Annotated in this window: 12 protein-coding genes; 11 read left to right on the plus strand and 1 reads right to left on the minus strand. The window is 68.6% G+C overall.

Translation table 11 applies throughout. From position 1 onward, the window contains the following. The first annotated feature begins 49 nt into the window (after positions 1-49). The 9 genes from N7640_RS05560 to N7640_RS05600 all read left to right on the plus strand — a co-directional run bounded on the left by N7640_RS05560 (position 50) and on the right by N7640_RS05600 (position 9,638). Positions 50-802, plus strand: a complete 753-nt coding sequence (locus N7640_RS05560; protein WP_279903066.1) for an AraC family transcriptional regulator — start codon at positions 50-52, stop codon at positions 800-802. 250 nt (positions 803-1,052) lie between these two features. Next, on the plus strand, positions 1,053-1,871 hold the full coding sequence (locus tag N7640_RS05565) for a transporter substrate-binding domain-containing protein (protein WP_220812615.1): 819 nt from the start codon (positions 1,053-1,055) through the stop codon (positions 1,869-1,871). A 13-nt stretch (positions 1,872-1,884) separates the two neighbouring features. Beyond that, the gene (locus N7640_RS05570; RefSeq protein WP_279903069.1) at positions 1,885-3,660 is read left to right on the plus strand and encodes an aconitase family protein; all 1,776 of its coding nucleotides are present in this window, start codon (positions 1,885-1,887) and stop codon (positions 3,658-3,660) included. Positions 3,661-3,663: 3 nt separating this feature from the next. Further along, a complete protein-coding gene (locus tag N7640_RS05575) occupies positions 3,664-4,329 on the plus strand; it encodes an amino acid ABC transporter permease (RefSeq protein WP_220812617.1) in 666 nt (221 codons plus the stop codon). 13 nt (positions 4,330-4,342) lie between these two features. Then, positions 4,343-4,993, plus strand: a complete 651-nt coding sequence (locus N7640_RS05580; protein ID WP_220812618.1) for an amino acid ABC transporter permease — start codon at positions 4,343-4,345, stop codon at positions 4,991-4,993. Further along, on the plus strand, positions 4,986-5,708 hold the full coding sequence (locus N7640_RS05585) for an amino acid ABC transporter ATP-binding protein (protein WP_220812619.1): 723 nt from the start codon (positions 4,986-4,988) through the stop codon (positions 5,706-5,708). The genes N7640_RS05580 and N7640_RS05585 overlap by 8 nt, the downstream gene beginning before the upstream one ends. Before the next feature lie 68 nt (positions 5,709-5,776). Beyond that, positions 5,777-6,814: a proline racemase family protein gene (locus tag N7640_RS05590; RefSeq protein WP_220812620.1), complete on the plus strand. Its 1,038-nt coding sequence runs from the start codon at positions 5,777-5,779 to the stop codon at positions 6,812-6,814. A 216-nt stretch (positions 6,815-7,030) separates the two neighbouring features. Further along, positions 7,031-7,966, plus strand: coding sequence for a dihydrodipicolinate synthase family protein (locus tag N7640_RS05595; protein WP_279903075.1), 936 nt, complete (start codon positions 7,031-7,033; stop codon positions 7,964-7,966). An 88-nt stretch (positions 7,967-8,054) separates the two neighbouring features. Further along, positions 8,055-9,638 carry an aldehyde dehydrogenase (NADP(+)) gene (locus N7640_RS05600; protein ID WP_279903077.1) on the plus strand — a complete coding sequence of 528 codons (1,584 nt, stop codon included), beginning with the start codon at positions 8,055-8,057 and terminating at the stop codon, positions 9,636-9,638. Between the two features lie 214 nt (positions 9,639-9,852). Here N7640_RS05600 and N7640_RS05605 read toward each other — a convergent pair whose 3' ends face one another. After that, positions 9,853-10,860: an Ldh family oxidoreductase gene (locus tag N7640_RS05605; RefSeq protein ID WP_279903079.1), complete on the minus strand. Its 1,008-nt coding sequence runs from the start codon at positions 10,858-10,860 to the stop codon at positions 9,853-9,855. Between the two features lie 398 nt (positions 10,861-11,258). Between N7640_RS05605 and N7640_RS05610 the strand changes: the two genes are divergently transcribed. Together N7640_RS05610 and N7640_RS05615 are read left to right on the plus strand one after the other, a co-directional pair. Beyond that, positions 11,259-11,852: a MarC family protein gene (locus N7640_RS05610; protein ID WP_279903080.1), complete on the plus strand. Its 594-nt coding sequence runs from the start codon at positions 11,259-11,261 to the stop codon at positions 11,850-11,852. 24 nt (positions 11,853-11,876) lie between these two features. Then, positions 11,877-12,619, plus strand: a 743-nt coding sequence (locus N7640_RS05615) for an N-acetylmuramoyl-L-alanine amidase (RefSeq protein ID WP_279906185.1), incomplete at its 3' end; no start/stop codon positions are given.

The following is a 12,619-nucleotide window of genomic DNA, read 5'->3' on the forward strand; positions in this document are numbered from 1 at the left end:
CCACCGCGCTGCGCACAATGGGCGCCCCGGGCCCGCACGCGACCACCTCATGCTCGACCTGCTGCCGCCATCCGCTCCCGCCGACCTGTCCAGCCTGCTCGCCAGCCTCGGCGCCATCGCCCCGCTGCTCGATGCCATGCCCGGCGTGGTGTTCTTCGTCAAGGACCCGCAGGCGCGCTACGTGCTGGTCAACCAGACCCTGGCTACCCGCTGCGGCTTCAAGGACAAGCACGAGCTGCTCGGGCACACCGCCGAGGACGTCTTCCCCTCGCGCTTCGGCCCGCTCTACACCGCCCAGGACCTGCAGGTGCTGGGCGAGGGCGGCGGCCTCGAGGACCAGCTGGAGCTGCACCTCTATCCCGGCCGCCAGCCCGGCTGGTGCCTGACCCACAAGCTGGCCCTGCGCGATGCCGACGGCAACATCATCGGCATGGCCGGCATCTCCTGCGATCTGCAAGCCGCCCAGGCGGCGCACCCGGCCTACCAGAAGCTGGCGGCGGTGGACGAGCACATCCGCCGCAACTACGCACAGCCCATCAGCCTGGCCGAGCTGACCGCCATCGCCGGGCTCTCGGTGGCGCAGCTGGAGCGCCACTGCAAACGCATCTTCCAGCTAACCCCGCGGCAGATGATCCACAAGGCGCGCCTCGGCGCCGCCTCGCAGCTGCTGCTGGGTGAGCTGCCGATCACCGAGATCGCCCTGCGCTGCGGCTATACCGACCACAGCGCCTTCAGCCGCCAGTTCAAGGCCCTCACCGGCCTCTCTCCCAGCCAGTACCGCGACTCCCACCGCACCCGCTGAGCCTGCGTGTTCCGTTTGGGGGCACGCAGGTGCGCCCATGCTTCGTTATGTAACACCGAGCGGTCACGAAAGCGCCCGACTAGTCTGATTCTCACCCCTTCGCAGGATGCCCCGGCCCGGCGCGGCGGGGGCTGGAGCATTCGCGCGTCTGCGGCGAGCGATCCGGCATAGGGCTTGCAAAGTAAATATCGTATACGAAATTCAAGATACCTCTGTTTCATCTGCCAACCATCACACCATGAGGCTGCACATGAATAGAAAGACCCTCGCCATCGCCCTGGGCGCTGCCCTCAGCGCATCTCTCGCCGCCACCGCCCAGGCCGACAAGCTCGACGACATCATCGAATCCGGCAAGCTGCGCTGCGCCGTGACCCTCGACTTCCCGCCCATGGGCTTCCGCGACGAGAGCAACAAGCCGGCCGGCTTCGATGTGGACTACTGCAACGACCTGGCCAAGGTCCTCGGCGTCGATGCCGAAGTGGTCGAGACACCGTTCCCGGACCGCATCCCCGCGCTGGTCTCCGGCCGCGCCGACGTGATCGTCGCCTCCACCTCCGACACCCTGGAGCGCGCCAAGACCGTGGGCATGACCGTGCCCTACTTCGCCTTCCAGATGGTCGTGCTGACCCGCGAGGACGCCGGCGTGAACAGCTACGCCGACCTCAAGGGCAAGAAGCTGGGCAACACCAGCGGCACCTACGAGGCCATCGCCCTGGAGAAGGACCAGAAGGCCTGGGGCGAGGGCAGCTTCCGCGCCTACCAGTCGCAGAACGACACCATCCTCGCCGTGGCCCAGGGCCACATCGACGCCACCGTGGTGACCAACACCGTGGCCGCCGCCACCCTCAAGTCCGGCAAGTACAAGGGCCTGAAGGTCGCCGGCGACGCGCCCTACGTGGTCGACTACGTGTCCCTGGCCGCCAAGCGCAACGAGTACGGCCTGATCAACTACCTCAACCTGTTCGTCAACCAGCAGGTGCGCAACGGCCGCTACGACGAGCTGTGGAAGAAGTGGGTCGGCGACGAGATCAAGCCGGCCAACCTGACCGTCCCCGGCGTGTACTACTGACAGGCCGATGACGATGACCGCAGTCCGGATCGACGGCCGCAGCCTGGTGGCGGGCAGGGGCCAGGGGCCCCTGCTGTACGCCGACCTGGGCCTCAGCTTCTGGGGCGGCGTCGATCCGTTCAGCGGCGAGGTGATCGACCGTCACCACCCGCTGAGCGGGCAATCCCTGGCCGGGCGCGTCCTGGCCATTCCCAGCGGACGCGGCTCCTGCACCGGCAGCAGCGTCCTGCTGGAACTGATCCTCAACGGCCCGGCACCGGCGGCGCTGGTGCTGGCCGAACCCGACGAGATCCTCACCCTCGGCGCCCTGGTCGCCGAGCATGTGTTCGACGTCCAGCTGCCGGTGCTGTGCATCGGCCACGCGGCCTTCGCCCAGCTGGAGCGCCACGCCGGCGCCACCGCCCGGATCGACGGCGAGCACCTGCGACTCTTCCCGGGCGACGCCGCGCCGGACGACGGCTGGCGCGCCGAGCCGATCGCCCATGACCACACCCAGCCGAGCAGCATTGCCCTGAGCGAGTGCGACCGTGCCATCCTCGCCGGCGAGCATGGCAGGGCCGCCCAGGTGGCGATGCAACTGGTGCTGCGCATGGCCGAGCTGCAGGGCGCCCGCGAGCTGATCGACGTGACCCAGGCGCACATCGACGGCTGCATCTACACCGGCCCGGCCTGCCTGCGCTTCGCCCAGCAGTTGCTGGACTGGGGCGCCAGGGTCTGCGTGCCGACCACGCTCAACTCGATCTCGGTGGACCAGCGCCAGTGGCGCGCCCTCGGCATCGACCCGACGTTCGGCGAGCCGGCCAGCGCCCTCGGCGACGTGTACATGGCCATGGGCGCGGCGCTCAGCTACACCTGCGCGCCCTACCTGCTGGACAGCGCACCGGCGCTGGGCGAGCAGATCGTCTGGGCCGAATCCAACGCCGTGGTCTACGCCAACAGCGTGCTCGGCGCCCGCACCCTCAAGTACCCGGACTACCTGGACATCTGCATCGCCCTCACCGGCCGCGCGCCGCGCAGCGGCAGCCACCTGGACGAGGGCCGCCACGCCAGCCTGCTGATCGAGGTCGAGGCGCCCCGGCAGGTGGACGACAGCTTCTGGCCGCTGCTCGGCTACCACGTCGGCCTGCTCGCCGGCAGCGATATCCCGCTGCTCTGCGGGCTGGAGCTGAGCGCCGCCGATTCCGACGCGCTCAAGGCCTTCGGCGCCGCCTTCGCCACCACCTCGGCGGCGCCCATGTTCCATATCGCCGGGATCACCCCGGAGGCGCCGGACGTGGCCAGCGCCCTCGGCGGCAAGGCACCGGCCAAGCACCTGCGGGTGACCATCGCCGACCTGCTCGACAGCTGGTGGGAACTGAACAGCGCCGAGTCGCCCGGCGTGCAGCTGGTAGCCCTGGGCAACCCGCACTGTTCCGCCTCGGAGCTGGCCGTGCTGGCCCAGCTCTGCGAAGGCCGCCACCGGCACCCGGACACCCGCCTGGTGATCACCTGCGGGCGCACCGTGCACGAGCGCGCAACGGCGGCCGGCCATGTGGCTACGCTGGAAGCATTCGGCGCGCGCCTGGTGACCGACACCTGCTGGTGCATGCTCGGCGAGCCGGTGGTGCCGCCGGGCAGCACCACCCTGATGACCAACTCGGGCAAGTACGCCCACTACGCCCCCGGCCTGGTTGGCCGGCGCGTGCACTTCGGCAGCCTCGCCGCCTGCGTCGAGGCCGCCTGCACCGGGCGCAACCAGGGACAACTCCCGGCCTGGCTGGGTCAACATCAACCCCAAGGGAATCGCTGATCGATGTTCGATTACACCTTCCACTGGCGCTCGGCGTTCAAGGCACTGCCCGACATGCTGGCGGGCGCCTGGGTCACCCTGGAGACGGCAGCCCTGTCGATGCTCCTCGGCACCCTGATCGCCCTGCTGCTGACGGTGATGCGGCAGATGAAGAACCCGGTGCCCCGGCACTTCGCCAACACCTGGGTCTCCATCGCCCGCAACACGCCCTCGCTGTTCCAGATCTACATCCTCTACTTCGGCCTCGGCAGCTTCGGCCTGCACGTCAGCTCCTGGGTCGCCCTGCTCGCCGGCATCACCTTCAACAATGCTGGCTACCTGGCGGAGAACTTCCGCGGCGGCCTCAAGGCGGTGCCGGAGACGCAGATGAAGGCGGCCCGCTCGCTGGGCATGAGCGCCTTCCAGGCCTACCGGATGATCATCGTCCCGCAGCTGCTGCGCATCGTCTTCCACCCGCTTTCCAACCAGATGGTGTGGGCCGTGCTGATGACCTCGCTGGGCGTGATCGTCGGCCTCAACAACGATCTCACCGGCGTCACCCAGGACTACAACGTGAAGACCTTCCGCACCTTCGAGTACTTCGCCATGGCGGCGGTGCTCTATTACCTGATCGCCAAGACCATCGTGCTCGTCGCGCGCCTGATGGCCTGGCGTCTGTTCCGCTACTGAGGGAGGGCCGGGCATGTTCGAAACCAGCCTCACCTCCAACGACCTGCTGTTCATGCTGCAGGGCGCCTGGATCACCCTCAAGCTGACCGTCGGCGCGATGCTGATCGGCACCGTCGCCGGCGTCCTCTTCGGCCTGCTGCGCGCCACCCTGCCGCGTCTCACTCTGCCGCTGGCCTGGGTGCTCGACGTGTTCCGCAGCGTGCCGCTGCTGATCCAGTTCGTCCTGTTCAACGCCCTCAAGAGCATCGCCGGGCTGAACATCAGCGCCTTCACCGTCGGCTGTGTCGTGCTCGGCGTGTACGCCGCGGCCTTCTGCACCGAGGTGGTCCGCAGCGGCGTGCTGGCGGTGCCGCCGAACCTGCGCCGCGCCTCACGCTCGCTGGGCCTGAGCTACTTCCAGGACCTGCGCTACATCGTGCTGCCGATCGCCACCCGTGTGGCCTTCCCCGGCTGGCTCAACCTGGCGCTCAGCGTGATGAAGGACACCGCGCTGGTCATGTGGATCGGCATCGTCGAGCTGCTGCGCGCCTCGCAGACCATCGTTACCCGTATTCAGGAGCCGCTGCTGGTGCTGTGCATCGCCGGCCTCATCTACTACGTCATGAGCCTGGTGGTGGCCCAGCTGGGCGCCCGGCTGGAGAAAAGGTGGCAGGAAAATGATTGAGATCGACAACGTCCATAAATCCTTCGGCGACCTCGAAGTCATCAAGGGCGTCAGCCTGACGGTGGAAAAAGGCGAAGTGGTGTCGATCATCGGCGGCTCCGGCTCCGGCAAGAGCACCCTGCTGATGTGCATCAACGGCCTGGAGCCGATCCAGAAGGGCAGCATCCGCGTCGACGGCACCGAGGTGCACGCCCCGGGCACCGACCTGAACAAGCTGCGGCAGAAGATCGGCATCGTGTTCCAGCAGTGGAACGCCTTCCCCCACCTGACCGTGCTGGAGAACGTGATGCTGGCGCCGCGCAAGGTGCTCGGCCTGAGCAAGGAGGAGGCCGAGGCGATGGCCGTCAAGCAGCTCACCCACGTGGGCCTGGCGGAGAAGCTCAAGGTCTTCCCCGGCAAGCTCTCCGGCGGCCAGCAGCAGCGCATGGCGATCGCCCGCGCACTGGCCATGAGCCCGGACTACATGCTGTTCGACGAGGCCACCAGCGCCCTCGACCCGCAACTGGTGGGCGAGGTGCTGGACACCATGCGCCTGCTCGCCGAGGAGGGCATGACCATGATCCTGGTGACCCACGAAATCCGCTTCGCCCGCGACGTGTCCGACCGCGTGGCGTTCTTCCGCAACGGTCTGGTGCATGAGATCGGCTCGCCCGACCAGGTCATCGGCAATCCGCAGAAGCCGGAGACCGCGGACTTCCTGAAGTCGGTGCTTTAAGCCCCCTCTCCCCTTGGGAGAGGGATGGGGTGAGGGTGTTACAGGCCCTCGCGATACAGGAGAAACACATGCGTTCGAGCAAGATCATCCACGTGGTCAGCTGCCACGCCGAGGGCGAGGTCGGCGACGTCATCGTCGGCGGCGTCGCCCCGCCGCCGGGCGACACCGTCTGGGAACAGTCGCGCTGGATCGCCCGCGACGAGGAGCTGCGCAACTTCGTGCTGAACGAACCGCGCGGCGGTGTGTTCCGCCACGTCAACCTGCTGGTGCCGGCCAAGGACCCGCGTGCGCAGATGGCCTGGATCATCATGGAGCCGGCCGACACGCCGCCCATGTCCGGCTCCAACTCGCTGTGCGTGTCCACCGTGCTGCTCGACAGCGGCATCCTGCCGATGACCGAGCCGGAGACCCGTCTGGTGCTGGAGGCGCCGGGCGGCCTGATCGAGGCCGTGGCCCAGTGCCGCGACGGCAAGGTGCAGCGGGTGGAGGTGAAGAACGTGCCGTCCTTCGCCGACAGGCTGGACGCCATGATCGAGGTCGAGGGCCTCGGCAGCCTCAAGGTCGACACCGCCTACGGCGGCGACAGCTTCGTCATCGCCGACGCGCGCACCCTGGGCTTCGCCCTGACCGCCGACGAGGCCGCCGACCTGGTCGCCACCGGCCTGAAGATCACCCATGCGGCCAACGAGCAGCTCGGCTTCGTGCATCCGCTGAACAAGGACTGGGCGCACATCTCGTTCTGCCAGATCGCCGCGCCGGTGGAGCGCATCGACGGCGTGCTGACCGCCGCCAACGCGGTGGTGATCCGCCCCGGCAAGATCGACCGTTCGCCCTGCGGCACCGGCTGTTCGGCGCGCATGGCGGTACTGCACGCCAAGGGCCAGCTGGCGGTGGGCGAGCGCTTCATCGGCCGCTCGATCATCGGCTCGGAGTTCCATTGCCGCATCGACTCGCTGACCGAAGTCGCCGGGCGCCCGGCCATCTACCCCTGCCTGTCCGGCCGGGCCTGGATCACCGGCACCCACCAGCACCTGCTCGACCCGAGCGACCCGTGGCCGACCGGCTACCGCCTCTCGGATACCTGGCCGGTGGAGTTGAAGCTGTAGGAATGCGACAGGAAAACTGAGCCAATCATCGTGGGAGCGGACTTGTCCGCGATCTTTCAGGCGCAAGCATCCCCGCAGGTGCTCGGAAAAACTTGAAAACCGCCGCCTCGCCGGCGCTATGAACCGGGCTCAGGCCCAACCCATGGAAACAAGGGTCTATAACGCTCTCTTGTTTTCGTATACGAAATACTTTGACCCTGCCCAGGAGGCAACACCATGAGCAGCAACATCTTCACCGGCACCATCCCCGCCCTGATGACCCCTTGCACCGCCGAGCGCAAGCCGGACTTCGACGCCCTGGTGCGCAAGGGCCACGAGCTGATCCAGGCCGGCATGAGCGCCGTGGTCTACTGCGGCTCCATGGGCGACTGGCCGTTGCTCACCGAGGCCGAACGCCAGGAAGGGGTGGCGCGCCTGGTCGCCGCCGGCATCCCGACCATCGTCGGCACGGGCGCGGTGAACAGCCGCGAAGCGGTGTCCCACGCCGCCCACGCGGCCAAGGTCGGCGCCCATGGCCTGATGGTCATCCCGCGCGTGCTGTCCCGTGGCGCTTCGCCGGCCGCCCAGGAGGCGCACTTCTCTGCCATCCTCGAAGCGGCGCCGAAGCTGCCGGCGGTGATCTACAACAGCCCTTACTACGGCTTCGCCACCCGCGCCGAGCTGTTCTTCAAGCTGCGTCGCAAGTACCCCAACCTGATCGGCTTCAAGGAATTCGGCGGCGCCGCCGACATGCGCTACGCCGCCGAGCACATCACCTCGCAGGATGACGATGTGATTCTCATGGCCGGGGTCGATACCCAGGTGGTGCATGGCTTCGTCAATTGCGGCGCGACCGGCGCCATCACCGGTATCGGCAATGCCCTGCCGCGCGAAGTGCTGCAGTTGGTCGAACTGAGCAAGCAGGCCGCCAAGGGCGACGCCGTCGCCCGCCGCCGCGCCCTGGAGCTGTCCGAGGCGCTGAACGTGCTGTCGTCCTTCGACGAAGGCTGCGACCTGGTCCTCTACTACAAGTACCTGATGGTGCTCAACGGCGACCAGGAATACACCCTGCACTTCAACGAAACCGATGCGCTCAGCGACGCCCAGCGCAACTACGCCGAGACCCAGTACACGCTGTTCCGCCAGTGGTACGCCAACTGGTCGGCCGCCTGATCGCCGTGCTTCGGCCGGGTGCCTCCAGCGCATCCGGTCGATCCGCAATGGCAACGCTGATTTCATAGGCCCGCGACAGGAGCTAACAATGCCCGCCACCATCGGCCACAACTTCATCGCCGGCGGCCGCAGTGCCGCCGGTGAGGTCATCCTGCAGAGCCTCGACGCCAGCACCGGCGAGGCGCTGCCCTATAGCTTCCACCAGGCCACCGAGGCCGAGGTGGATGCCGCCGCCCGCGCCGCCGAGGCCGCCTACCCAGCCTATCGCCAGCTGAGCCCGGAGCGCCGCGCCCAGTTCCTCGACGCCATCGCCGACGAGATCGACGCCCTCGGCGACGACTTCGTCCAACTGGTATGCCGCGAAACCGCCCTGCCGGCCGCGCGCATCCAGGGCGAGCGCGGCCGTACCAGCGGGCAGATGCGCCTGTTCGCCAAGGTGCTGCGCCGTGGCGACTTCCTCGGCGCGCGCATCGACCGCGCCCTACCCGAGCGCCAGCCACTGCCGCGCCCGGACCTGCGCCAGTACCGCACCGGCGTCGGCCCGGTGGCGGTGTTCGGCGCCAGCAACTTCCCGCTGGCCTTCTCCACCGCCGGCGGCGACACCGCCGCCGCGCTGGCCGCCGGCTGCCCGGTGGTGTTCAAGGCCCACAGCGGCCACATGGCCACCGCCGAGCTGGTGGCCCAGGCGATCGTCCGCGCGGCGGAAAAGACCGGCATGCCGGCCGGCGTGTTCAACATGGTCTACGGCGGCGGGGTCGGCGAGTGGCTGGTCAAGCACCCGGCGATCCAGGCGGTCGGCTTCACCGGCTCGCTGAAGGGCGGCCGTGCCCTGTGCGACATGGCCGCCGCGCGACCGCAGCCGATCCCGGTATTCGCCGAGATGAGTTCGATCAACCCGGTGCTGGTGCTACCCGCCGCCCTCGAAGCCCGTGGCGAGAAGATCGCCCGCGAACTGGCCGACTCGGTGGTCCTCGGCTGCGGCCAGTTCTGCACCAATCCGGGCCTGGTCATCGGCATCGCCTCGCCGGCCTTCAGCGTGTTCACCGCCAGCCTGATCGCCGAGATCGGCCAGCGTCCGGCGCAGACCATGCTCAACGCCGGCACCCTGGCCAGCTACCAGCACGGCCTGGCCGCGCTGCACGCCCACCCGGGTGTGAAGCACCTGGCCGGCCAGCCGCAGGAAGGCCACCAGGCCCGCCCGCAACTGTTCCAGGCCGATGTCGCGCTGCTGCTGAACGGCGACGAGCTGTTGCAGGAGGAGGTGTTCGGTCCGGTGACCGTGGTGGTGGAAGTGGCCGACAAGGCCGAACTGATCCGCGCGCTGCACGGCCTGCGCGGCCAACTGACCGCCACCCTGACCGCCGAGCCGGCCGACCTGGAGGCCCACGGCGACCTGTTGCCGCTGCTGGAGCAGAAGGTCGGCCGGGTGCTGTTCAACGGCTACCCGACCGGCGTGGAAGTGTGCGATGCGATGGTCCATGGCGGTCCCTACCCGGCCACCTCGGACGCCCGCGGCACCTCGGTCGGCAGCCTGGCGATCGACCGCTTCCTGCGCCCGGTGTGCTACCAGAACTGCCCGGACGCGCTGCTGCCGGACGCCCTGAAGAACGCCAACCCGCTGGGCCTGGCCCGACTGGTCGACGGCATTACCACGCGGGAAGCGCTGGCCTGAAAAGTGTGTCGGCTCAGCAACCGGCGATTCCCTCCCTCAGCCCCGGTTCGCCGGGGCTTTTTTGCATCACGGGTAGGGCGGGTGAAACCCGCGAGCGGTCTTACGCGGGTTTCACCCGCCCTACACCAGCAGCCCTGTAGCCCGGATGCATCCGGGATCGGAGTCGTCTGCCTCCCGGATTTCATCCGGACTACGCGCTAGGTCAAACGACGCTCTAGGCCAGTAGCGCCTGCAGATCGCGGTACAGACCGTCGTCGATCTCCACCCCGTCCACCAGACTCCTGGCCCGCGCCTCGTAGCGGCGCTGGGACGGCAGCCGCGCGCCCTGGCCCTGGATCGCCTCGAACATGGCTTCGGCGCGGGCCAGGTGCTGGTCGGCCTGTTCGCCGAGGAAGCGCTGCGGGTCGAGGGCGATGATCAGCTCGCCGTGGTACGGCAGGGCGTTGTGGCCCTCGTCGAAGGCGCCGGACTCGGGGCTGGTCAGGTCGCCGATCAGTGGGCCGGCGATCAGCTCGATCATCGCCGACAGGGCCGAGCCCTTGTGCCCGCCGAAGGTCAGCATGGCGCCGTGGTCGAGCACCTCGGCGGCGTCGTGGCACGGCTGGCCGTCGCGATCCACGCCCCAGCCGGCCGGCAGCGGCTCGCCGGAGCGACGGTGCAGCTCGATCTCGCCACGGGCGATGGCGGCGGTGGCGAAATCGAAGACGAAGGGATGGCTGCCGGCGCGCGGCCAGCCGAAGGCGATGGGATTGGTGCCGAACAGCGGACGGCTGCCCCCGGCGGGCGCTACATAGGCCTGGGTCGGGTTGCAGGCCAGCGCCACCAGGCCCAGCTCGGTCAGCGCCTCCATCTCCACCCACAGCGCCGAGAAGTGCACGCAGCGGTTTATCGCCATGGCGGCGATGCCGTTGCGCCGGGCCTTCTCCGCCAGCAGCGGCAGGCCGGCGGCAAACGCCAGCTGGGAGAAGCCGCCATGGGCATCGACCCGCACCAGCGACGGCGCCTGGTCGATCACCTCGGGCTCGGCGTCGGCCACCGCCTTGCCGGACTTGAGCGTGCGCACGATGCCCAGCAGGCGCCAGAGGCCATGGGACGTGCAGCCATCGCGCTCGCCGGCGGTCACGGTGGCGGCGATGGCCTGCACGAAGGCCTCGCTGAAACCGGCGTGGCGCAGGATGTCGGCGGCCAGCTCATGGGCCTCGGTCAGGGTCAATCGGGTCATAACGGGCTCCTGGCAGTCTGCCCGTTACAGTGGCCTCTCGACGCCGCCGAGGCTTGATCGCTTTGCACACCCGGCATGCCGAATTCGGCACACCCCGAGAATGGCTCAAGCCGCATGATGCTGCGGACCGCGCGCGATGGGCAGGGAGTCGGCGGGGATGAGATCGGGATAACATGATCCGTCCCAGGCCTCCTACTCCGATATCGAACAGGAGGCATTCTCTTCATATCATGGCACCTGCCCATAACTTGCCGAGCCGGGGTAGCGCTTAAGCCGGGCGGTCTGTGAGGGAACGAAAGTCGGCCCCCAGACGCGCCCCAGCCGGTAAACTGCATCCTGTTCACTGCCGGCCATCCTCTCCACCTCGCCGGCCTCCGTCCATCATCCGAGAGTCACCCATGGATCTATTCGGCATCGCCGTACTGGTGTTTCTGGTCACCGACCCGTTCGGCAACATCGCCATCTTCCTGGCCGCCCTGAAGAACGTCGCTCCGGAGCGGCGTGTGCGCGTGGCGCTGCGCGAGCTGCTGCTGGCGCTGGTGCTGCTGATGATCTTCCTCACCTTCGGCGAGAAACTGCTCAGCGGCCTGGGTCTGTCGCGCGAGGCCACTGCCATCGCCGGCGGGATCATCCTGTTCGTCATTGCCATGCGCCTGATCTTCCCCCGCCCGGAGGGCGTTCTGGGCGACCTGCCGGACGGCGAGCCGCTGCTGGTGCCGCTGGCCACGCCGGCCGTGGCCGGCCCCTCGGCGCTGGCGATCCTGATGACCCTGCGCAGCACCTACGAAGGTCCGATGTGGGAGCTGTACCTGGCGGTTGGCCTGGCCTGGCTGGCTACCGCCAGCATCCTGCTGCAGGCCTCCTGGCTGCAGAAGTTTCTCGGCCCGCGCGGCCTCACCGCCGTGGAGCGGCTGACCGGCATGTTGCTGATCATGCTCAGCGTCGACATGCTGCTGGACAACCTGCAGAGCATCCTGCACATCGCCCCCTGATACCGAACAGATGACCCGTTGCCGATGAAAGCCGTCGCCCTCGTCCTCTCCGCCCTGCTCCTCGCCGGCTGCGCCAGCGGCCTGCGCATCGACGACAGCCTACGCGCCCAGGGCCAGAGCAGCCGGGTGCAGTACATCGTGCTGCACTACACCTCCACCGACCTGCTGCGCTCCCTCGCGCTGCTGACCCGGGGCGAGGTCAGCGCGCACTACCTAATCGACGACGGCTCGGCGAGGATCTACCGCCTGGTCGACGAGGACCGCCGCGCCTGGCACGCCGGCGACAGCGAATGGCAGGGCCGCACCTGGCTCAACGCGAGCACCATCGGTATCGAGCTGGTCAACCAGGGCTATTACGAAGGCCCGGCCGGGCGCTACTGGCAACCCTATGGTGAGGCGCAGATCGAGGCGCTGATCGCCCTGCTCAAGGACCTGGTGAAGCGCCACGACCTGCCGGTCGACAGCATCATCGGGCACAGCGACATCGCCCCCCAGCGCAAGGTCGACCCAGGCCCGCTGTTCCCCTGGAAGCGCCTGGCGGACGCCGGCCTGATCCGCTGGCCGGAGCCCGCCGCCGTGGCCCGCGAGCAGGCCCGCTTCGCCGCCGCGCTGCCGGAGGTGATCTGGTTCCAGGAGCAGTTGCACAAGCTGGGCTACGCGGTGCCGCGCACCGGCATCCTCGACCAGGCCACCCGCAACGTGCTGATCGCCTTCCAGATGAAGTACCGCCCAGCGCGCTACGACGGCGAACCGGACGCGGAGAGCGC

Origin of the sequence: Pseudomonas sp. GD04015 (assembly GCF_029837675.1) — a bacterium.
Taxonomy (GTDB): Bacteria; Pseudomonadota; Gammaproteobacteria; order Pseudomonadales; family Pseudomonadaceae; genus Aquipseudomonas; species Aquipseudomonas paralcaligenes.